Origin of the sequence: Streptomyces sp. NPDC020884 (assembly GCF_044333935.1) — a bacterium.
Lineage (GTDB): Bacteria > Actinomycetota > Actinomycetes > Streptomycetales > Streptomycetaceae > Streptomyces.
In genome coordinates this window covers 810,322-828,751 of sequence record NZ_JBIRRY010000001.1, presented here as the reverse complement: position 1 = coordinate 828,751, position 18,430 = coordinate 810,322, and the positions used below count along the sequence as shown (strand labels likewise).

Sequence of the window (18,430 nt, the reverse complement as noted above, 5' to 3'; positions counted from 1 at the left end):
CATGGACGCGACCGCAGCGGATCCGTCCAAGCGGTGCGAGTCGGCGCGGCGCACGCTGACGGGCATGGGCAACGACTTCGTACGTTACTTCTACGCCCCGTTCCTGCTGCTGGGGATCAACGGGGCTGGTATCGCTCTCGTAGCTGCGGGTGCCTCCCGATGGTGGCTGTTCGCGCTCCTGGCGGCTGCGGTCTCCGCATCGTTCGCCGCCGAACGCTTCATTCCCTACGAGCCGGAGTGGAACGACTCCGCGGGGGACGGTGGACGTGACGCCGCGCACGCGGTGGTCAACGAGACTCTCATTCTCGTCAGTGTCACGGCGGTCCCGGTTCTGGCCGCCTTCGTCACCGTGGCCGATGTGTGGCCGGGTGGGTGGCCCTTCGCCGTGCAGGTGCTGTTCGCGATTCTGGTGGCGGATGCGGGGATCACGCTGGTGCACTTCGCGAGCCACAAGGTGGGCGTCTTGTGGCGGTTGCATGCGGTCCACCATTCGGTGCGACGTTTCTACGGCTTCAACGGCCTGATGAAGCACCCTCTGCATCAGAGTGTGGAACTGACCGCGGGGGTGGCTCCTCTCCTCGCGGTCGGCCTGCCGGTCGACGTCGCCGCTGTGCTCGCCCTCGCGGTGGCGGTGCAGCTGCTCCTGCAGCACTCCAACGCCGACTACCGCGTCGGGCCGCTGCGGGCCGTGCTCTCCCTGAACGAGGGGCACCGCTTCCATCACTTGAAGTGGGCTGGGGCCGGTGATGTCAACTTCGGCCTCTTCACGCTCATCTGGGACCGGATGCTCGGCACGTACTCGTTCGACCCCGGCCGACGCTTCTCCAGCGACGATCTCGGGATGGCGGACAAGCCCCGTTACCCGAGCGGCTATCTCGCTCAGCTGAGCGAACCGTTCCGGGCTCGTGGCGCCTGCGCTGCTGATGAGCCGGTTGACGACCTCGGCCAGGGCCGGGCGAAGGTGTGATCCGGCCGGTTCCCGGTCGGTCAGTGTCCGAAGGGGCATCCGCCCCGGCCCCGCGCTTTGGCGTCCTCGTCGAGGTAGAAGTTGGGGCGCTGGTCGGCATCTTCGTAGTAGCGGTGGAAGACCGGGGTGATGCCGCCGGAGACCGGGGGCACGATCCAGCTCCAGTCGGCCGGCACGGCGCGCCCCTGGCGCTCTTCTTTCTCCAGATGGGTCAGGAAGTGCCGGGACTCGGTGTGGTGATCGCTGATCTTGACATCGGCCGCCTGGAAGGAGTGCAGGACCGCCCGGTTGAGTTCGATGAGGGCGCGGTCGCGCCACAGGGTGCTCTCACTGCTGGTGTCGAGGCCGAGGTTCTCGGCGATCGCGGGCAGCAGGTTGTAGCGGTCGGTGTCGACGAGGTTGCGGGCGCCGATCTCGGTTCCCATGTACCAGCCGTTGAACGGGGCGAGGGGGTAGTCGATGCCGCCGATGCGCAGGCGCATGTTGGAGATGGCGGGTACCGCGTGCCAGCGCAGGCCGAGGTCGGCGAAATGCGGGTGGTCGGGGTGGGTGAGGTGGACTTCGAGGACGAGGCCGCGGGGGACGTCGAAGAGCTGCGGCTTGTCCTCGTCGGCGTCGATGACGAGCGGCAGCACGTCCCACGGCCCTTGGGGGGCCTGCCAGCCCAGGCGGCGGACCGTGTCGGTGAAGGCGAGGTAGGTCGGATCGCCGAGGACGCCACCGCCTTCCTGCCGGTAGCCGGCGTAGCGGATGAGCTGGTCGTTCCACACTCGCGGGGCACGGCGGGCGGGTGTGTCGGGGGCGAAGACGGAGATCGTGGGACGGATGCGTCCGCCGTTGGTCGCTTGGCGCAGGTGCTCGCAGAGGTGCTGGTGGATCTGTTCGGGGGTGGTGGTCTGTCGGCGGTCCAGGACGCGCAGGCTCTTCCAGTACAGGCGGCCGATGCAGCGGCTGGAGTTGCGCCAGGCGACGCGCGAGCCGAAGGTGAGCTCGTCCTCGGTGTGGGTGTAGGTGCCGTTCTGGTCGATCTGGGTGCGGATCTGGTGCAGCCGGGTGGCCAGCGGGGTGGGCTGGTCGGGATGTTCGGTGTGGAAGAGGCGCACGAACTCTTCGGCTTCGTCGCGGTCGGCGGTGGCCGCCGGGCGGGTGGCTGTGAGTGTCTGGGGCTCCTCAGCCGGCCGTGAGTTGCGGGCGGGTGAGGGGTGGAGGGTGGTTCGCGCCAGAAGGGTTTCGGAGTTCATGGGTTTCCTCGCGGGTGGCGTTCGGCTCCGGTCACCCCACCTGCATGAGGCGGTATTGCCGGATGTGCTGTGGCGCGGGGGTGGGCGCGGGCGCCCACGCGGGGGGCATCGACGACTTCGGGGGGGTAGCCGTCTCGCCGCGTAGGCGCCCGCGCCGTCTTGAGGCCCTGGCCGAACCTGGCCGGGCGGGTGGGTTCAGGCTGCTTGGCCGCCCGGACCTGTGGTGGTGCGGGATTCGCGGGCGATGGAGGTGCCGAAGATCTCGTCCCAGTAGGGGGCTGAGATCCCGAATCCGCGGGTGTCGTCGCGGAAGTGGTGGCGCATGTGCAGGGAGCGCAGGTGGCGCATGAGCCGGTTCTTCGGCTTGGCGTGGTGCAGGTAGAGGTGGAAGAGGTCGTAGGTGAGGTAGCCGAAGGTGTATCCGGCGCCGAAGGTCAGCGGGAGCGAGCCCAGCCCGGAGGCGAGGTAGATCGTTCCGCCGACCATGGGGATGCTCAGGATGGGGCTGAGGATGGAGCGCCGGGCGTCCTGCGGGTAGTCGTGGTGGACGCCGTGCAGGATGTAGTGCAGCCGTGCGCCGAAGCCCTTTTCGGGCTCGTAGTGCAGCACGATGCGGTGGCCCCAGTACTCCGAGAGCGTCCACGTCAGGTAGCCGGCGCCGGCCCATCCGGCCAGTGCCCAGTTGTCGGCCTGTTCGCGGGTGACGGCAAGCCAGATGCCGGCGGCAATGACCGGGGTGAACATGGCGACCGTGGTGGCGGGGTGCACGTGGATGAGGTTGTCCAGCCAGCGCCAGCCGACGACGGCGGGCGCGTTGCCTCGGCGTACGGCCCCCTTACTGCTGCTGGTGTTGGGGGTGGGAGGTGCGGAGGTCATGCACCGGCTCCTTCCGCGGTGGGGACCTTCACCCGCGTCTCGTACCGGGTGCGGGCCTGGAAGTCGGTGGTGCGCAGCAGCTGGTCGGCCTTGAGGAAGCGGCCCATCGCGTCGCGCCAGGGCTGCGGCAGCAGGAACAGGGAGCGGGTGACGGGGTTGGTCCAGCCGGGCACGTACCGGTTGTAGACGGGGCGGCGGGCGGTGCGCAGTACGGATCCGGCGATGTCGTCGGGGGTGAGCAGGGGTACGAAGCGGCCCTTGCCGACTCCGGAGGTCAGCTCGGTCTGCGCCGGGATGGGCAGGATGATGGAGAGGTCGACGCCGCTGCCGCGGAGTTCGGCGCGTACGCCTTCGGACAGGCCGACCACGCCGTGCTTGGCGGCGGAGTAGGTGGCGCAGCCGGGCAGGCCGATCATGCCGACGGCGGAGACCATGTTGATGATGTGGCCGCGTCCGCGGGCTCGCATCGGGCCGATCGCGGTCTTCATGCCGTTGAGGGTGCCCAGCAGGTTGACGCCGATCTGGTGGGCGGTGTCCTCGTCGCTCTCGTTCTCGAACCGGCTGACGATCATTTCGCCGGCGTTGTTGACGAGGATGTCGATCTCGCCGAGGTCGCTCTCCACCTGCTGCCAGAAGGCGCGCATGCTGGCCGGGTCGGTGACGTCGAGGGCGTAGGCGTGGGCGTTGATGTCGGCGGCGACCTTGGCGGCGAAGTCGTAGTTGCGGGCGCCGATGGCGACCTTCGCGCCGGCGGCGATGAACTGTTCGGCGGTGGCGCGGCCGATGCCGCGGCTGCCGCCGGTGATGGCTACGACCTTGTTTTTGATGTCCCTGGGCACTGGTCCTCCTGCTGGCGTGATCGGGCGAAAGGGGGGCGTGGGCGGTGTCAGGCGAGGGTGCGGAAGGTGCGGGAGTGCCAGACCAGCGGCTGGCCGCCGTCTCCTGCTCCGCTTCCGAGGGTGCGGACCTCTCCGGTGACGATGGTGTGATCGCCTCCCGGGTGCGTCTTGGCGACCTGGCAGGTCAGCCAGGCCAGCGCCTCGGTCAGGACGGGCAGCCCGTCGGTGTGGTGGTGCGGGGTGCGGGCGAAGCGGTCGGCCTGGCTGATGCGGCGGTCGGCGAACTGTGCGGCGCAGTGGGCCTGGTCGTGTCGCAGGATGTTGATGGCGAACGCGCCGGTGGTCTTGAGGCGGGCCAGGGTGTTGCTGTGGTTGTTCAGGCAGAGCAGCACCAGGAGCGGGTCCAGGGACAGCGAGCAGACGGCGCTGGCCGTCATCCCGCTGGGCTCGATGCCGCCGGGACCGCTGGTGGTCACCACAGTCACTCCGGCGGGCAGCTGGGCGAAGACGTCCCGGAACGCGTCGCCGGTCGCGGCCTGCGCGTGTGGGGTGTGCAGGGCGACGGATCCGCTCACGGCTGGGATCCGGTGACGGCGGCGCCGGCCTGGGCGGGTTCGGGGACGGTCAGGGTGATGTGCTCGCCGAGCAGGCCGCGCAGGATCAGGGTGATGGCCTCCAGCAGGGCGTCGCAGGCGATCGGGTCGATCAGAGCGGCCAGGCTGGGCATGCCCAGGTCGAAGGTGGCGGTGAACCGTACGGTGGTCGCCTCGTCGTCCTGTATGACGTTCCAGCTGCCGGAGAAGGTGTCGAAGTCGCCGTCGGTTTGGGTGAAGTCGATGGTCAGCGCCTCGGCGTCGATGATGTCGCGCTCGGTCCAGCACAGCACGCCGTTGCGGAAGTTGACCGACCACTGGGAGTCGATTGTGTCCGATCCGGTGTCGGTGACGATCACTTCGCGGACGGCGTCGGTGTACTTGGGGTAGGCGGCGAAGTCGCGCAGGAGATCGAAGACGGATCCTGCGGTCGCGGCGGGGATGAGCGCGTCGAGAGTGACCTGCGGCATGTCAGAGTGTTCCCTTCCGGGAGAGAGCGGTGCGGGACAGGGCGGTGGCGGCGCCGGTGAACGCGTCGCTGATGCGATCGAGGTCGGCGTCGCTGAGCACGGCGGGCGGGGTCAGGCGGACCACGGTGTGGGCGTTGAGCGAGTGGTTGACCAGCAGGCCCGCTTCCATCAGGTGGAGGACGAGTTCGCCCGCGGCGTGCGCGTTGGCGAGCTCGATGCCGAGCAGCAGGCCCTGGCCGCGGATGTCGGTGACCGGCCCGCCGAGCAGCGGGGCGAGGGTCTTCTCGATGCGGCTGAGGATGTCAGCGCCCAGGAGGGCGGCGCGTTCGACGAGCCCTTCACCGCCGATGGCCGCGACTGAGGCTGCCGCTGCGGCCATGGCCACGGGGGCGGCGGCGAAGGTGGAGGTGTGCAGGAACGGGTCCTTGTTGAATGGGGCGTACGCCGTTTCGGTGGCGACGGCCGCGGCGACGGGGATGACGCCGCCGCTGAGGTTCTTGCCGACCAGCAGCACGTCGGGGCGAATGTCCTCGGCGTCGGCGCCCCACCAGGATCCGAGCCGCCCGAGCCCCGTCTGAATCTCGTCCAGCACGAAGAAAGTGCCGTGCTCGGCACACAGCCTTTGGACGTGCGCGAGATAGCCCGGCGGGGGGATGACGACACCGCCCTCACCCTGAACGGGTTCGAGGATGACGCAGGCCGGGCCCCCGCCGGCCAGGGCCTTCTCCAGCGCCTCGGCGTCACCGTAGGGCACGTGCTCGGCGGCCAGCAGGGGGCGGAACGGGTCCTGGTAGAGCGGTTTGGCGGTGACGGCCAGTGCTCCGGTGGTCTTGCCGTGGTAGCCGCCGGTCGCGGAGATCAGGCGGTGCTTGCCGTGGGCGCGGGCGAGTTTGATGGCGGTCTCGGTGGCCTCCGCGCCGGAGTTGACGAAGTGGACGTAGTCCAGGCCGGGCGGGGTGATGGCCGCCAGTTTCTGTGCGGCGGTGGCCGCCACCGGCTCCAGCAGGATCCGGGTGGCCATGGGGTGGCGCCGGATCTGGTCGATGACTGCCTCGACGACCTTGGGGTGGCGGTGGCCGAGCAGGAAGACTCCGTAGCCGCCGCAGTCGAGGTACTGCTTGCCTTCGGAGTCCCATACGTAGGCCCCGTCGGAGGCGACTTCCATGGCCCCGCCGGTCAGGGAGGCGAGGCGGGCCCGGCCGCGGCTGAGGTGGCGGCGGTAGATGGCCAGTACCTCTGGCACGGTCGCGGCCTCGGCCGTGGAAGTGCTCAGGGTCGGGGCGCTCATGCGGGCACCTGCTCGGCGAGTCGGCGGCCCAGGCCGCGGGCCTGGACCAGGTGCAGCACGGTGGCCCGCAGCGCCGATTCCGTACCGGCCGGGCCGGGATGGGGCGGCAGACCGGGCAGGCCGAGGCTGCTGGGGAAGGGCTGTGCGCCGGCGAAGAGTGCGGTCATGGCGAGCATGTCGTCGAAGCGGCGGCGGGCACGCGGGTGCAGGCCGGCGATGAACACGGGGCGGATGAGCCGGTCGACCATCTCCGGGCCGACGGTGCGCGGCACGGCCACGTCCAGACCGACCTCGCTCGCGGTCTCGCTGACGAGCTGAAGGACCCGGCCGGTGCTCGGCGCGTGCGCGCTGGCGGTCACCCAGATCTCACCCTCGCGTCGCCCCGACCGGACGAGGGCGGCGATGGTGGCGGCGACCACGTCCTGCGATATGAAGTCGACGGGCGAGTCGGGCGGCAGCGGCACCAGCGGCAGCATGCCCCTCAGCAGGCCGGTGAGCATTCCGTGCATGCCCTGGAAAGCGGAGATCTCGCCGGTGCGCGAGTCGCCGATGACGACGGACGGGCGGATGATCACGTGCGGGATGCCGGAGGTACGTACGACCTCTTCGCCGGCCCGCTTGGAGTCCAGGTAGTCCTCGGGGCGGGCACTGGCATCCCCCGAATCGTGGCCGAGGGAGGAGCGGGTCAGATCGGTGCGTGCGACGAACGCAGTCGAGACGTGGTAGAGCACGGCGTCCGCGTCGGCCACCAGCCGCACGATCTGGCGTGTGCCCGCTTCGTTCAGCGCGTGGGTGGCCTCCGGGCCGCTGGAGAAGTCGGTGACCGCCGCGCAGTGGACGACGGCGTCCACCCGTCGGACCAGGTTGCTGTACGCGGCCGGGTCCAGGCCGAGGAGCGGTGCGGTCAGATCTCCGGCAACCAGCTCGTCGGCACCCGGAACGGCGGTGCGGTGGATGAGGGCGATGACGTGGCAGTCGGAGAGTTCGGGAAGGAGCGCCGTACCGATCACGCCGGAAGCGCCGGTGAGCAGGACGGTGGGAGCACTAGACACGAGCGAGCACCTCACGGATGGGCAGGATTGCGCGTACGAGAGGACAGGCGCCGCCGAGAGTCCGAGTTGGGCAGGCGGCGCGGGTAGTCGGCGCTCCGGCACGAGGCCAGGGGAGCGCCGCAGAATCCGCCCCCGCGCCCCGGCGGCAGCCGGAGCGGGGCGGGGAAGCGGAGCAGAAGGACTGAGGCCGGGCTCAGGGAATGCGGAGCGGATCGCCTGCCAGAGCGTCCACCAGAGGCGCGGCCATGCGGGCTCGCGAGGGCGGGTGGAAGGCCAGCGCGCGACAGGCGGAATTGAGGTACGCGATGTCTGCGGAGGAGATGAAGGCCATACCGCCCAGGGCTTCGATGGTCAGCCCGAGAACCCGGTTGATCGCGTCCTGGGCGGCGTAGCGGCAGATCAGGGCGGACGCGAGGGCGTCCTGCCCGATCGGTTCAGTGGACGCGGCCAGCCCCTCGACGGCGAGGACGGCCGCTTCCAGGGCGGTGGCGGCCTCGGCGCGCACCGCCGCGTCGACCTTGGTGTTGGCGAGGGTGCGTTCGACCAGCGCGGAGGCCGCGCCCAGGTAGCTGGCGGTCATCAGCAGTTCGAACCAGACGAAGCCGACGGTCTGCAGGTGGTCGAGGCGTCCGTCGTTGGTGACACCGGTGCGCACCAGGAGTTCGGCCGGCACTTCCACGTCCTCCAGGACGACCTCGTCGCTCTCGGCTCCGGCCAGGATCGGGCTGCCCCAGAACGGCCGTACGCTCACCCCGGGGGCTTCCGCGGGGATCAGGGCGATCGCGAGCTGGGGTGTGCCGTCGGGGCCCGGCAGCGCGACGGAGGCGGTGAGCAGATTCATCGACCGGGCCAGGCTGCAGGGCTTCTTCGACCCGCTAAGCCACACCTTCTCGCCCTCGGTGCGGGCGGTGAGGTTGGGGGAGAGGATGCCCTGACCGGTGCGGCCCTCGGCGAATCCGGAGGCGAGCAGGAGCCGGTCCTTGGCAATGGCGGCCAGCAGCATCCACTCCAGGCCGTTGGTCATGGCGGCTGCCTCGACGAGGGAGGCGACGGAGAAGTGGTGCATGGTGGTGGCCACGGCCAGCGAGGGCGAGCGGGCGCCGATCGCGCGCTGGACCCGTACGGCGGTCAGCAGGCTCGCGCCGCTGCCGCCGTGTTCGGCGGGCACCAGGAGCGCGGGCCCGCCGGCCTCGGTGAAGGCGGCCAGTCCCGGCCCGCCGGCCCTCTCCAGGTCCATGAGTGAGTGGTCGGCCAGTTGCTGGTCCAGTCCGGGCATCGCCTCTTCAAGAGCGGCGCGTTCGCGTTGCAAGAACTTCATTCCCGGCGTCCCCCACCGTGTCGTGTGCTGATCAACGAACTGCCGCTTACCACAGGCTGGTTGGGCCGTGCTTGAGGCGACACCCATGACGCTACGAACCGGCCATGCAGAACCCGCCCAACGCATATGCAGCTCTCGAACAGGGCTTCGCATGAATGGGAATGTGTCGTTCCTTGAACTTGCCAGCCGGGCGGATGCCAGGGACACGAGGCCGCCCCGGTGTCGTCGAGGACGCCGGGGCGGCAGGTAGGTGCTGGAGGGTGGAGGGGAGTCAGTCGTCGAGGCCGATGCGCTTGTGCAGGCGGGCGAGTGGGCGGGGGGCCCACCAGTTGGCGCGGCCGGCCAGGCGCATGAAGGCGGGCACGAGGATGCCTCGTACCAGAGTGGCGTCCACGATGACGGCCAGCGCCAGGCCCACCCCGAGCAGTTTCAGCGGGGTGAGTCCGGAGGTGGCAAATGCCAGCAGGACGGTAGCGACCAGGACGGCCGCAGCGGTGACCAGGCGGCCGGTGCGCTCCAGGCCCCACGCGACCGCGGAGACGTTGTCGCCAGTGCGGTGATACTCCTCCTTGATCCGGGAGAGCAGGAAGACCTCGTAGTCCATGGACAGGCCGAAAGCGACGCAGAACATCAGCACCGGTGTGTCGATGTCGATCGCCCCGGTGACGGTGAAGTCACCGACCAACCAGCGCAGATGCCCTTCCTGGAAGACCCAGACCATGGCGCCGAAGGTGGCGGTGAGGCTGAGGAGGTTCAGCACGATGGCCTTGAGTGGGATGAGGAGGCTGCCGGTGAACAGGAACAGCAGCAGCAGGGTGGAGGCGGCGATGATGCCCAGCGCCCAGGGCAATTTGTCGCCCAGGGTGTCCTTGGAGTCCACCAGCAGGGCCGCCTGCCCGCCGACCAGGCTTTCTGAGGGCGACGGGACGGCTCGCACGGTGGAGACCAGTGACATGCCGCGCTGGGAGTACGGCTCGGTGTCGGACGTCACCGACAGCCAGGTGCCGGATCCCGTGCCCTTGGCGGCGAACCGCTGGGAGATTTCGCTGGGCGGAGCCACCTCACGGCCCGCGTTGTACGAGCCGGTGGCGGCGTCCACCCGGGTCACATCGGGCAGTTTGGACAGTGCGGTGGCGTAGGCGGCCACGTCCTTGGAGTCCGTCTGGGGGTCCAGGTCGGGCAGGACGACGGCGATGGGTGAGCCTTCCTGGCTGTCGAACTGCTCGCGCAGCACCTGCGCGCCCTGGTGGGCGGCAGAACTGGCGGGCAGGACCCGGTCGTCGCTGTCGGCGAACTCGACCCGCAGGAAGGGGATGCCGAGCGCGATCAGTACCGCGGTCACGGTCAGGGCGAAGGGCAGCGGGCGGCGCATGACGGCCATGGCCAGCCGGTGCCAGAACCCTTCGCGGTCACTGCGCGCGCCGCTGTTCTTCGACTTGCGGCGCCACCACAGTACGTTCCACGCATCCACCCGGCGGCCGAGCACCGCCAGCAGGGCGGGCAGGACGATGACCGAGCCCAGCGCGGCCAGGGCCACCACCGCGATGCCGGAATAGGCGAAGGAGCGCAGGTGGTACATGGGGAAGACGAGCATCGCCGACAGCGACAGGGCGACCGTCAGTGCGGAGAACAGCACGGTGCGGCCGGCGGTGCGCATGGTCTCGGCGATCGCCGGGTGCACCTCACGCCCCGCGGCCAGTTCCTCGCGGAAGCGGGTGACGATGAACAGGCTGTAGTCGATGGCCAGGCCGAGGCCCAGCGCGGTGGTGATGTTCACCGAGAACACCGACACCTGGACCACCATGTCGAGCAGCCGCAGGACGACGAACGAGCCGATCACGGCCAGCACGCCCACGGCGAGCGGTGTGCTGGCGGCGACCACGCTGCCGAACACCAGCAGCAGGATGATCAGGACCAGAGGCGCGGACAGCATCTCGGCCTTGACCAGGTCCTCCTCGCTCTGCTTCTCGATCTCCATGCGCACCGCGGTGGCCCCGGTGGCGGTCAGCTTAAACGGGCCCTGCTCGCCGATGACGGTGGGCATCACGCGCTTGGCGTGCTTGCGGACCTGGTCCTCGTCTCCGGCGAGTCGCACCATGATCAGGGCCGATTTCCCGTCCTTGGCCTTCAGTGCCTCGGAGTTGCCCAGAGACCAGTATGAGGCGGCCTGCACCACGCCCGGTTCCTTGGCCAGGCGGTCGGTCAGGGCCTGGCCCTCCTTCGCGGCGTCGGCTGCGTCGACGGAACTGGCGGCCTTGGCGATGAACACCAGGTGCGGGGAGCCGCCTTCGAAGCGGGTGTTGAGCAGCTCATCGGCGCGCGCGGCTTCCGAGCCGGGGGCGGTGATGCCACCCTCGGAGAGGCGGCTCTCCACGTCGGAGCCGAAGGGAACCGCGACCACGAGTGCGGCGAGGGTGAGAAGGAGTACCAGCACCCGGCGCCGGGCGAGCCATGTGCCCAAGCGCGCGAGTCCCGCGGGGGACGGTGGTGGCGGAGCAGGGCTGGCCGGTTCGGTTGTCACGGTGGTGCGGGCAGTGGGTCGGGTTCCCACGCCTCCTCCTAGGGGGTGAGTCCGGCCCACGACGGGGCCGACAGATGGAAGAAATCAAGGGCCGGCGCACACAGTGGGCACCGGAGGGGCAGGGACGCCTGCCACATTCATCCGCGCGTGCAGTCAGTGCGTCACGCTGCGGGCACGGCGTCAGCGTAAAGAGCCGCAGGTCAGCAAACCGGCAGCGCACATGCAAGGCACGTACAGGAAAGGGGACAAGATCACCTCCGCCTCGATTCGAGTGCGGCGGGACCCGAGCAGGTGAGGGCTGGCTGCCAGTTGGGGAGCCGCACCTCGGCATGCAGGCCGCCGGCGGGTGCACGCTCCAGCAGCACCTCGCCGCCGTTGGCGCGCGCCAGACTCGCGGCGATCGCCAGCCCCAGCCCGGATCCCTCACCGGGTTCGGCGTCGGGGCCACGCCAGAACCGGTCGCAAGCCCGCGAGCGATCCGCGGCGCTCATGCCCGGCCCCTGGTCCTGGCACTGCACCGCCACGACCCCCTCGTCGGCCACGACCCGCAATCGGATCGAGCTGCCCCTTGGGGAGACGCGCACAGCGTTGTCGAGGAAGACGTCGAGGATCTGGTCGAGCGTGCCCGGGATCGCCGCGCCCAGCAGCTCGCGCCCCTCGACGATGTCGATCTCCACCGCCCGGGGGGCCGCCACCGTCCGCCAGGACGCCACCCGCTCCTCCAGCACCGCGAGAACGTCGACCGGGTGAGCGGGCTGATCCTCGGTCTCCGAACGGGCCAGGAGTAAAAGAGCGTTGAGGATGCGGCTCATCCGCTCCGCCTCGGCCAGCGCCTGAGCCAGGCGCGCGGCGCCGTCCTTGTCGACATACGGTTCAAGGTTCTCCAGACGCAAGGACAGCGCCACGAGCGGTGAGCGCAGCTGATGACTGGCATCGGCGACGAACGACTGCTGGACCTGGACCTGATGCTGGACCTGCTGTGCCAGATGATTAAACGTCTCCGCCAGCACCCGAAGCTCCGGCGGCCCCTGATCCACAGGGACCCGCGCATCGTGATCCCCGGCGGCGAAATCCAGCGCGGCCCGCTCCAAGTACCGGATGGGCTTCAAGATCCAACGGGCCAGCGGCTCCGCCAGGAAGGCGGCCACCGCCAGTGCCAGAAGAGCGATGACAGCGATGATGACCCATGCCGTCAGCACGTCGATCTGCAGGTCGTCGAGGAACGAGCAGATCACCACCACTCCCACCAGCACCCCACCGTCGACGACGGGCACGGCGACCACCAGCTCCCCCGCCTGCCAGGACACCCGCTGCTCAGCCGAGTCCCTGAAGTCACCCCTGAGCGCCGCCTGTACCGGCTCCTCGTCCCGCAGCTCCTCGGGCGAGAGGATGCACAGCGCCCCCAGTAACGCCCGGCCCGTCGTGTCATAGAGCTGGATCCGTCCGCCGGTACGGTCCTGGAAGTCGGCGATGTGCCTGCGGGCCCGGTCCGAGTCGCCGCTGCGCACCACACCGGCGGCCAGGTCCTTCATCTCCCGTGCCTGCTGGGTGCGGATCTGCGTGAGCTGCCGCACTGCCCGGTCGTCGCGCTCCGCGGCCAGCGGGAGCCCGAGCACCACCAGCACCACCGTCGGTAACACGACCAGGGCAGCGACCAGATGACCCCGCACGCTGCCTACCTTCCATCCGGTCTGCCCGCCGAACCCGCGGCGCGGCCCCGCCCTGTCGCTGGCGTCAGGCCGCATCGGGCACCGCCAGGCGGAACCCGACTCCCCGCACCGACTCGATCCACTCCCGGACGCCGAGCTTGTTGCGCAGAGATCCGACGTGGACGTCCAACGTCCTAGTCGACCCGTGCCAGTTGACGTCCCACACCTCGTTGATCAGGTCCTCGCGGGCACGGACGGCCCCCGCGTCGGCCGCGAGGGCCGCCAGCAGGTCGAACTCGCGCCGCGTCAAACCCACCGGCACACCGTGCACCTCGACCTGACGAGTACGCAGGTCCAACACCAAAGGACCCGCAGCCCAGCGGTCCTCACGGGACTCGCCACCGGCGGCGGCAGCGGGGCCGGTGACCCGGCGCGCCACCGCATCCATCCGGGCCAGCAGCTCGCGCATACTGTAGGGCTTGATCAGATAGTCGTCCGCCCCTGCCTGCAACAGCAGGATCCGGTCCACTTCCTCCGCGCGGGCCGTGACCGCGATGATCGGCACCCACGACCGCTCCCGCAGCCGGCGGCAGACCTCCTGCCCGTCCAAGTCCGGAAGCCCCAGGTCAAGTAGAACGAACTCGGTGCTCTCCGCCACCGTCAACGCCTCACGACCGGTGGCCACCCTGGTCACGTCGTGGCCGAATCGCTGCATGGCTTCCCCGAGCGCATCCGCGATCCGCTGGTCGTCCTCAACAATCAGAACGTGCATCTCAACCCCCATAGGCGATGCGGCCGACCCCCCGCCGACCGTTCCGATATCGGATCCTAGCGATATCATCGACCTGTGGCGATGAAACCAGAAAGTAACTTTCGCGCCCTTCGCGGCTTCGTTGTGTGAAATCCGGGCGATTCGTCCAGTCCCGTCGTGAGTGCGGTGTCGCGGGCAGGGTGGGCGTCAACTGCACTCGCTGTCCATCATCACGGGCGGCCGCCCTTCGGTGGCATCCCCGAAGGCGAGGCGCGCGCGGTGCGCCTCGGACCTAGTTCATCAGTGCGGTCCGGCCCCTTGTCAATGCATCGTCCAGGTTCGCTATCATCGTTGCATGACGATGAATAACATGGGGGTGGCCCCGGCGGCCACCACGACGTCGTGCGGGGCGCCGTCGGCTGCCGTGGCCCTGTTCCGCTCCCTGGGCGAGCCGGCCCGCCTGGCGATCCTGATGCGCCTGGCCGAGGGCGAGGCGCGGGTGGTCGACCTGGTGAAGGCGCTCGGCCTGGCGCAGTCCACGGTCTCGGCGCACCTGGCCTGCCTGCGCGAGTGCGGACTGATCGACTCCCGCGCCGAGGGCCGATCCTCGTTCTACTTCCTGGCCCGCCCCGAGCTGCTGGACCTGCTGGCCTCGGCCGAGGACCTGCTGGCCGCGACCGGCGAGGCAGTCGACCTGTGCCCCACCTACGGCCGCACCCCGGCGGCCGCTCAGCGCAAGGAGAACAACCATGGGTGACGCCTGCGGATGCAGCGGCGACGAGCCGCGCACCGGTGACGAGGCCGAAGAGGCCGCGCCGGAGAAGATCTGGCAGGTCAGCGAACTGCAGTGGGCCGCCGTCGGCGGAGTGTTCCTGCTGGCCGGCTTCCTCACCGGCCTGGCAGGCGGGTCGGAGACGGTCCAGCTGGTCCTGAACGCGATAGCCCTGGCCGCCGGCGCCTGGACCTTCGTGCCCGGCACCCTGCGCCGCCTGGCCAAGGGCAAGATCGGCGTCGGCACGCTGATGACGATCGCCGCCGTCGGCGCCGTCATCCTGGGCCAGGTCGAGGAAGCGGCCATGCTCGCCTTCCTCTACTCCATCAGCGAGGGCCTGGAGGAGTACTCCCTGGCCCGCACCCGCCGCGGCCTGCGCGCCCTGCTCGACCTGGTGCCCAGCGAGGCCACCGTGCTGCGCGACGGGGCCCAGGTCACCGTGGACCCGGCCACCCTGAAGATGGGCGATCTGCTGCTGGTCAAGCCCGGTGAGCGCGTGGCCACCGACGGCACGATCCGCTCCGGCCGCAGCGCGCTCGACGTCTCCGCGCTGACCGGCGAGTCCGTCCCCGTCGAGGCGGGCGTGGGCGAGGCGGTGTACGCGGGGTCGATCAACGGCACCGGTGTGCTGGAGGTCGAGGTGACCGCCACCGCGGCCGACAACTCCCTGGCCCGGATCGTGAAGATCGTCGAGGCCGAGCAGTCCCGCAAGGGCGCCGCCCAGCGGCTTGCCGACAAGATCGCCAAGCCGCTGGTGCCCGGCATCATGGTCCTCGCCGCGATCATCGCTGTCACCGGCAGCATCCTCGGCGACCCGCAGACCTGGATCGAACGCGCCCTGGTCGTCCTCGTCGCCGCCTCGCCGTGCGCGCTCGCGATCTCCGTCCCGGTCACCGTGGTCGCCTCGATCGGCGCCGCCAGCCGCCTCGGCGTCCTGGTCAAGGGCGGCGCCGCCCTCGAAGCCCTCGGCCGCATCCGAGCCGTCGCGCTCGACAAGACCGGCACCCTGACCCGCAACGAACCCACCGTCATCCGCACCGTCTCCGTCGACGGCCGCAGCGACAAGCGCGTCCTTGAGATCGCCGCGGCGCTGGAGTCCCGCAGCGAGCACCCCCTGGCCCGCGCCATCCTGGCCGCCGCACCCCAGCACCCGCACGCGGACGCCGTGGAAGCGGTCACCGGCGCCGGACTGACCGGCACCGTCGACGGCCGCCCCGCACGCCTGGGCCGCCCCGGCTGGATCGAGCCCGGCACCCTCGCCGACGACATCACCGCCCTGCAGAACGCCGGCGCCACCGCCGTCCTCGTCGAATACAACGGACACGTCATCGGCGCCATCGGCGTACGCGACGAACTGCGCCCCGAGGCCGCCGAGGTCGTCTCCCGACTGCACGCCTCCGGCTACACCGTGGCCATGCTCACCGGCGACAACCAGCGCACCGCCGCCGCCCTGGCCGCCCAGGCCGGCATCACCGAGGTCCACGCCGACCTGCGCCCCGAGGACAAGGCCACCCTCATCCGGTCCATGCGCGAGAAGCGGCCGACCGCGATGGTCGGCGACGGCATCAACGACGCCCCCGCCCTGGCCAGCGCCGACACCGGCATCGCCATGGGCGCCATGGGCACCGACGTCGCCATCGAAACCGCCGACGTCGCATTGATGGGCGAGGACCTGCGCCACCTGCCCCAGGCCCTCGACCACGCCCGCCGCTCCCGCGCGATCATGCTGCAGAACGTCGGCATGTCCCTGGGCCTGATCACCCTGCTCATCCCGCTCGCCGCGTTCGGCGTCATGAGCCTGGCCGCCGTCGTCGCCGTCCACGAACTCTTCGAGGTCGTCGTCATCGGCAACGGCGTCCGCGCCGGACGCACCCGTCCCCTGCCCCCGGCCCCGGTGGCCAAGGCAGCCGACCAGCCCGTCCCCGCGGCGGCAGGAGTCTGAAATATGCCCGAGCACACCACTCGCGTGTCCTCGGCGGCCCGGCGGCGCACGGCCCTCGCGGCCGGCGCCGCCGCCCTGGCCGCAGCCGACCTCGCCCTGAAGACCTGGGCCCAAAGCGCCCTGGCCGACGCACCGATCGGCCCCGACTTCGCCCAGCTGCGCCTGGCGTTCAACCCCGGTGTCGCCTTCTCCATGGGCGACACTCTGCCCTCCTGGGTGGTGGTCGCCTTCACTGCCCTGATCACCGCCGGGGTCGGCGTGTTCGCCTGGCGGACCGCCCCGCAGTCGAAGGCCGCGGCCGCGGCACTCGCCGTGATCCTCGCCGGTGCGGCCGCGAACCTGGTCGACCGTGCCGGCGACGGGGTCGTCACCGACTACCTACACACTGGCTGGTGGCCCACCTTCAACCTCGCCGACGTCTTCATCGTCTGCGGCGGTCTGGCCGTCGTTGCTCTGTCCTGGCGCCGCCCGGCCCCCAAACCCGGCAGGGCGAGTTCCCCAGCCGCCTGACGGCGGGACACGAAGACACGAAGGAGGAGGTGAGAAGTCGTGGCCGTCCTTGCGCTTGTCCTGTTCGCCGCGTTCTTGCTGCTGGCCGGGGTGGCCAGGATCCTCATCCAGTACCACCGGACTGGGGATACCGGCGTCCGGCGGGCCCGTGCGGCGGGGCCTGCGCAGCAGTGGGCCCGCGCCGCCTTGATAGCCGGCAGTCTCCTGACGGGGGTGGCTGCTCCCGTTGCCGAACTGCTGGGTCTTCCGGCGGCCCCCGTTCTCGACCAGCCGGGTCTTCGGGCGTCGGGCGCAGTGCTGGCCGCGCTGGGCATCGCCGCCGTCGTCGGCGCGCAGAACGCCATGGGTGCCTCCTGGCGCGACGATGTCGACCCGGCCGAGCGCACCGCCTTGATCACCCATGGCCCGTTCTCCCTCGTCCGCAATCCGATCTACACCGCTGCCCTCGCCTGGGCGGCGGGCCTGGCCCTCCTCGTTCCCAACCTCATCGCGCTGCCCGGCCCACTGCTGCTCCTGGTCGGCCTGGAAATCCAGGTCCGCTATGTCGAGGAGCCCTACCTGCGTCGTGTCCACGGCCCCGCGTACGTGCAGTACGCCGCACGTACCGGCCGCTTCCTGCCCGCAATCGGCAGGCGCCCGGGCTGATCGGTGTCCTGCCGGAAAAGGGAATGTGTGTGCCCGCCGGTATTGGGGATGATCACGCGTCGAACTCCACGTGCGCGGACAGCGGCAGGTCCAGACGGGCCCGTCCCCGCGTCGATGTGCTGCTGTGCCAGGGCCTTCTCCTGATCGGTACGCTCGTCCAGGGCGGCCTGTAGGTTGACGTAGGACTGGCCCCACTGGCGGGTGAACGTCACTGGATCGAGCCTGCGGCGCACCCTCTCCAAATGCTCGGCGAACAGCATCAGTTGCGGCAGTTGGCTGGGCAGCACCCACGCGTTGCGGCATTCCAGACAGCGCAGCGGCGCGACCGCGCACAACTCGCCGCGCGGGCTGAACGGTGAGTCCCACGGGTCCTTGCAGTGCGAGACGCCCATGTCGAGCTCACCCTGCACCAGCCGCTGCGCCTGATCCTCGTCCAGTCCCATCTCCTGTAGCTGTGCGTGTCGATGCCCGCCTCGGCCGAGTCGGATGCGATCACGGTCGGCCCATCGATCGCCCTGCGGAACCAGTGATCCTGGGCGGTGGTGATCACCTTGCCTGACAGGATCCGCAGCGTGGTGCCCTGGGCCTGGAGCGAGGGTTTACGGGACGCCCCGCAGTCGGTGCACTCGCTCGGCCAAGGCATCGAGCGGGCACCGGGGTAAGGCCCCCTCGGCTCGTAGCCGGCCGTACGCATCACCTCCTTGGCCTCCCGCTCATCGGCGGTCACCTCGGTGGCGGGCGGGGGCCCGGAGACTGGCTACGGCGTCTTCGAACGGCCCCACCAGGGCGGCCCGAGTCGGCCGCACTTCGTGAAGATCGAGGGGCGGCTTGAAGTGGCCCCACCGGTCATCTGCCCTGGAGACGGGTGGGGCCGTTCGAAGACGCCGTAGCCACCGGAGACGGGCGGCGGGAGCTCGAAGCCCTGTGGGTGGCCCCCGAACAGCAATCCGAGGCTCACTCATTGCTTCTGCCGCGATGGAACGGTCATGGCAAGTC

At 70.3% G+C, this 18,430-nt stretch carries 17 protein-coding genes; 5 read left to right on the top strand and 12 right to left on the bottom strand.

Going from position 1 to position 18,430, the window contains the following annotated elements; translation table 11 throughout:
* The first annotated feature begins 1 nt into the window (after nucleotide 1).
* Nucleotides 2–967 carry a sterol desaturase family protein gene (locus tag ACH4UK_RS03835; protein ID WP_230883016.1) on the top strand — a complete coding sequence of 322 codons (966 nt, stop codon included), beginning with the start codon at nucleotides 2–4 and terminating at the stop codon, nucleotides 965–967.
* A gap of 20 nt (nucleotides 968–987) precedes the next feature.
* Here the strand turns inward: ACH4UK_RS03835 and ACH4UK_RS03830 are convergent, their stop codons facing one another.
* The 11 genes from ACH4UK_RS03830 to ACH4UK_RS03780 form a co-directional block, all read right to left on the bottom strand.
* Nucleotides 988–2,208 carry a nitric oxide synthase oxygenase gene (locus tag ACH4UK_RS03830; RefSeq protein ID WP_055643629.1) on the bottom strand — a complete coding sequence of 407 codons (1,221 nt, stop codon included), beginning with the start codon at nucleotides 2,206–2,208 and terminating at the stop codon, nucleotides 988–990.
* Between the two features lie 195 nt (nucleotides 2,209–2,403).
* Nucleotides 2,404–3,084, bottom strand: a complete 681-nt coding sequence (locus ACH4UK_RS03825; RefSeq protein ID WP_055643630.1) for a sterol desaturase family protein — start codon at nucleotides 3,082–3,084, stop codon at nucleotides 2,404–2,406.
* Nucleotides 3,081–3,923, bottom strand: coding sequence for an SDR family oxidoreductase (locus ACH4UK_RS03820; RefSeq protein ID WP_055643631.1), 843 nt, complete (start codon nucleotides 3,921–3,923; stop codon nucleotides 3,081–3,083). Before ACH4UK_RS03820 ends, ACH4UK_RS03825 begins: the two co-directional genes overlap by 4 nt.
* A 47-nt stretch (nucleotides 3,924–3,970) precedes the next feature.
* The gene (locus ACH4UK_RS03815; RefSeq protein ID WP_063785777.1) at nucleotides 3,971–4,498 is read right to left on the bottom strand and encodes a flavin reductase family protein; all 528 of its coding nucleotides are present in this window, start codon (nucleotides 4,496–4,498) and stop codon (nucleotides 3,971–3,973) included.
* Complete coding sequence (locus ACH4UK_RS03810) at nucleotides 4,495–4,986, bottom strand: type II toxin-antitoxin system RatA family toxin (RefSeq protein WP_055643632.1); 492 nt, start codon at nucleotides 4,984–4,986, stop codon at nucleotides 4,495–4,497. The genes ACH4UK_RS03815 and ACH4UK_RS03810 overlap by 4 nt, the downstream gene beginning before the upstream one ends.
* Nucleotide 4,987: 1 nt before the next feature.
* The gene (locus ACH4UK_RS03805; RefSeq protein WP_055643633.1) at nucleotides 4,988–6,274 is read right to left on the bottom strand and encodes an aspartate aminotransferase family protein; all 1,287 of its coding nucleotides are present in this window, start codon (nucleotides 6,272–6,274) and stop codon (nucleotides 4,988–4,990) included.
* Nucleotides 6,271–7,326: an SDR family oxidoreductase gene (locus tag ACH4UK_RS03800; RefSeq protein WP_055643634.1), complete on the bottom strand. Its 1,056-nt coding sequence runs from the start codon at nucleotides 7,324–7,326 to the stop codon at nucleotides 6,271–6,273. The genes ACH4UK_RS03805 and ACH4UK_RS03800 overlap by 4 nt, the downstream gene beginning before the upstream one ends.
* A 193-nt stretch (nucleotides 7,327–7,519) precedes the next feature.
* Entirely contained in the window at nucleotides 7,520–8,644 is a 1,125-nt protein-coding gene (locus tag ACH4UK_RS03795; RefSeq protein ID WP_055643635.1) for an acyl-CoA dehydrogenase family protein, read from the bottom strand.
* Between the two features lie 271 nt (nucleotides 8,645–8,915).
* On the bottom strand, nucleotides 8,916–11,105 hold the full coding sequence (locus ACH4UK_RS03790) for an MMPL family transporter (protein ID WP_230883015.1): 2,190 nt from the start codon (nucleotides 11,103–11,105) through the stop codon (nucleotides 8,916–8,918).
* Between the two features lie 311 nt (nucleotides 11,106–11,416).
* Nucleotides 11,417–12,835 (bottom strand): HAMP domain-containing sensor histidine kinase, encoded by a 1,419-nt coding sequence (locus tag ACH4UK_RS03785; protein WP_148902888.1) that lies wholly within the window; start codon nucleotides 12,833–12,835, stop codon nucleotides 11,417–11,419.
* A gap of 64 nt (nucleotides 12,836–12,899) precedes the next feature.
* A complete protein-coding gene (locus ACH4UK_RS03780; protein WP_262388159.1) occupies nucleotides 12,900–13,598 on the bottom strand; it encodes a response regulator transcription factor in 699 nt (232 codons plus the stop codon).
* Between the two features lie 322 nt (nucleotides 13,599–13,920).
* On the opposite strand from ACH4UK_RS03780, the gene ACH4UK_RS03775 reads away from it, so the two are divergent.
* Genes ACH4UK_RS03775 through ACH4UK_RS03760 form a run of 4 tightly spaced genes read left to right on the top strand, consistent with a single transcriptional unit; the run spans nucleotide 13,921 to nucleotide 17,434 of the window.
* The gene (locus tag ACH4UK_RS03775) at nucleotides 13,921–14,322 is read left to right on the top strand and encodes a helix-turn-helix transcriptional regulator (RefSeq protein ID WP_055643638.1); all 402 of its coding nucleotides are present in this window, start codon (nucleotides 13,921–13,923) and stop codon (nucleotides 14,320–14,322) included.
* Entirely contained in the window at nucleotides 14,315–16,279 is a 1,965-nt protein-coding gene (locus tag ACH4UK_RS03770; protein WP_055643639.1) for a cation-translocating P-type ATPase, read from the top strand. Before ACH4UK_RS03775 ends, ACH4UK_RS03770 begins: the two co-directional genes overlap by 8 nt.
* Nucleotides 16,280–16,282: 3 nt before the next feature.
* Nucleotides 16,283–16,789, top strand: coding sequence for a signal peptidase II (locus tag ACH4UK_RS03765; protein ID WP_055643640.1), 507 nt, complete (start codon nucleotides 16,283–16,285; stop codon nucleotides 16,787–16,789).
* Between the two features lie 39 nt (nucleotides 16,790–16,828).
* Nucleotides 16,829–17,434, top strand: coding sequence for an isoprenylcysteine carboxylmethyltransferase family protein (locus tag ACH4UK_RS03760; RefSeq protein ID WP_055643641.1), 606 nt, complete (start codon nucleotides 16,829–16,831; stop codon nucleotides 17,432–17,434).
* Here the strand turns inward: ACH4UK_RS03760 and ACH4UK_RS03755 are convergent.
* A complete protein-coding gene (locus ACH4UK_RS03755; RefSeq protein WP_057950454.1) occupies nucleotides 17,344–17,877 on the bottom strand; it encodes a hypothetical protein in 534 nt (177 codons plus the stop codon). The two genes, ACH4UK_RS03760 and ACH4UK_RS03755, sit on opposite strands and share 91 nt — an antisense overlap.
* Nucleotides 17,878–18,430: the final 553 nt, after the last annotated feature.

Excerpts from the sequence above, each read along its gene's own strand:
- ACH4UK_RS03810 (WP_055643632.1), bottom strand. The coding sequence starts at position 4,986 with ATGCCGCAGGTCACTCTCGACGCGCTCATCCCCGCCGCGACCGCAGGA.
- ACH4UK_RS03795 (WP_055643635.1), bottom strand. The coding sequence starts at position 8,644 with ATGAAGTTCTTGCAACGCGAACGCGCCGCTCTTGAAGAGGCGATGCCC.
- ACH4UK_RS03835 (WP_230883016.1), top strand. The coding sequence starts at position 2 with ATGGACGCGACCGCAGCGGATCCGTCCAAGCGGTGCGAGTCGGCGCGG.
- ACH4UK_RS03755 (WP_057950454.1), bottom strand. The coding sequence starts at position 17,877 with ATGGGACTGGACGAGGATCAGGCGCAGCGGCTGGTGCAGGGTGAGCTC.
- ACH4UK_RS03765 (WP_055643640.1), top strand. The coding sequence starts at position 16,283 with ATGCCCGAGCACACCACTCGCGTGTCCTCGGCGGCCCGGCGGCGCACG.
- ACH4UK_RS03775 (WP_055643638.1), top strand. The coding sequence starts at position 13,921 with ATGACGATGAATAACATGGGGGTGGCCCCGGCGGCCACCACGACGTCG.
- ACH4UK_RS03830 (WP_055643629.1), bottom strand. The coding sequence starts at position 2,208 with ATGAACTCCGAAACCCTTCTGGCGCGAACCACCCTCCACCCCTCACCC.
- ACH4UK_RS03780 (WP_262388159.1), bottom strand. The coding sequence starts at position 13,598 with ATGGGGGTTGAGATGCACGTTCTGATTGTTGAGGACGACCAGCGGATC.
- ACH4UK_RS03825 (WP_055643630.1), bottom strand. The coding sequence starts at position 3,084 with ATGACCTCCGCACCTCCCACCCCCAACACCAGCAGCAGTAAGGGGGCC.
- ACH4UK_RS03770 (WP_055643639.1), top strand. The coding sequence starts at position 14,315 with ATGGGTGACGCCTGCGGATGCAGCGGCGACGAGCCGCGCACCGGTGAC.
- ACH4UK_RS03805 (WP_055643633.1), bottom strand. The coding sequence starts at position 6,274 with ATGAGCGCCCCGACCCTGAGCACTTCCACGGCCGAGGCCGCGACCGTG.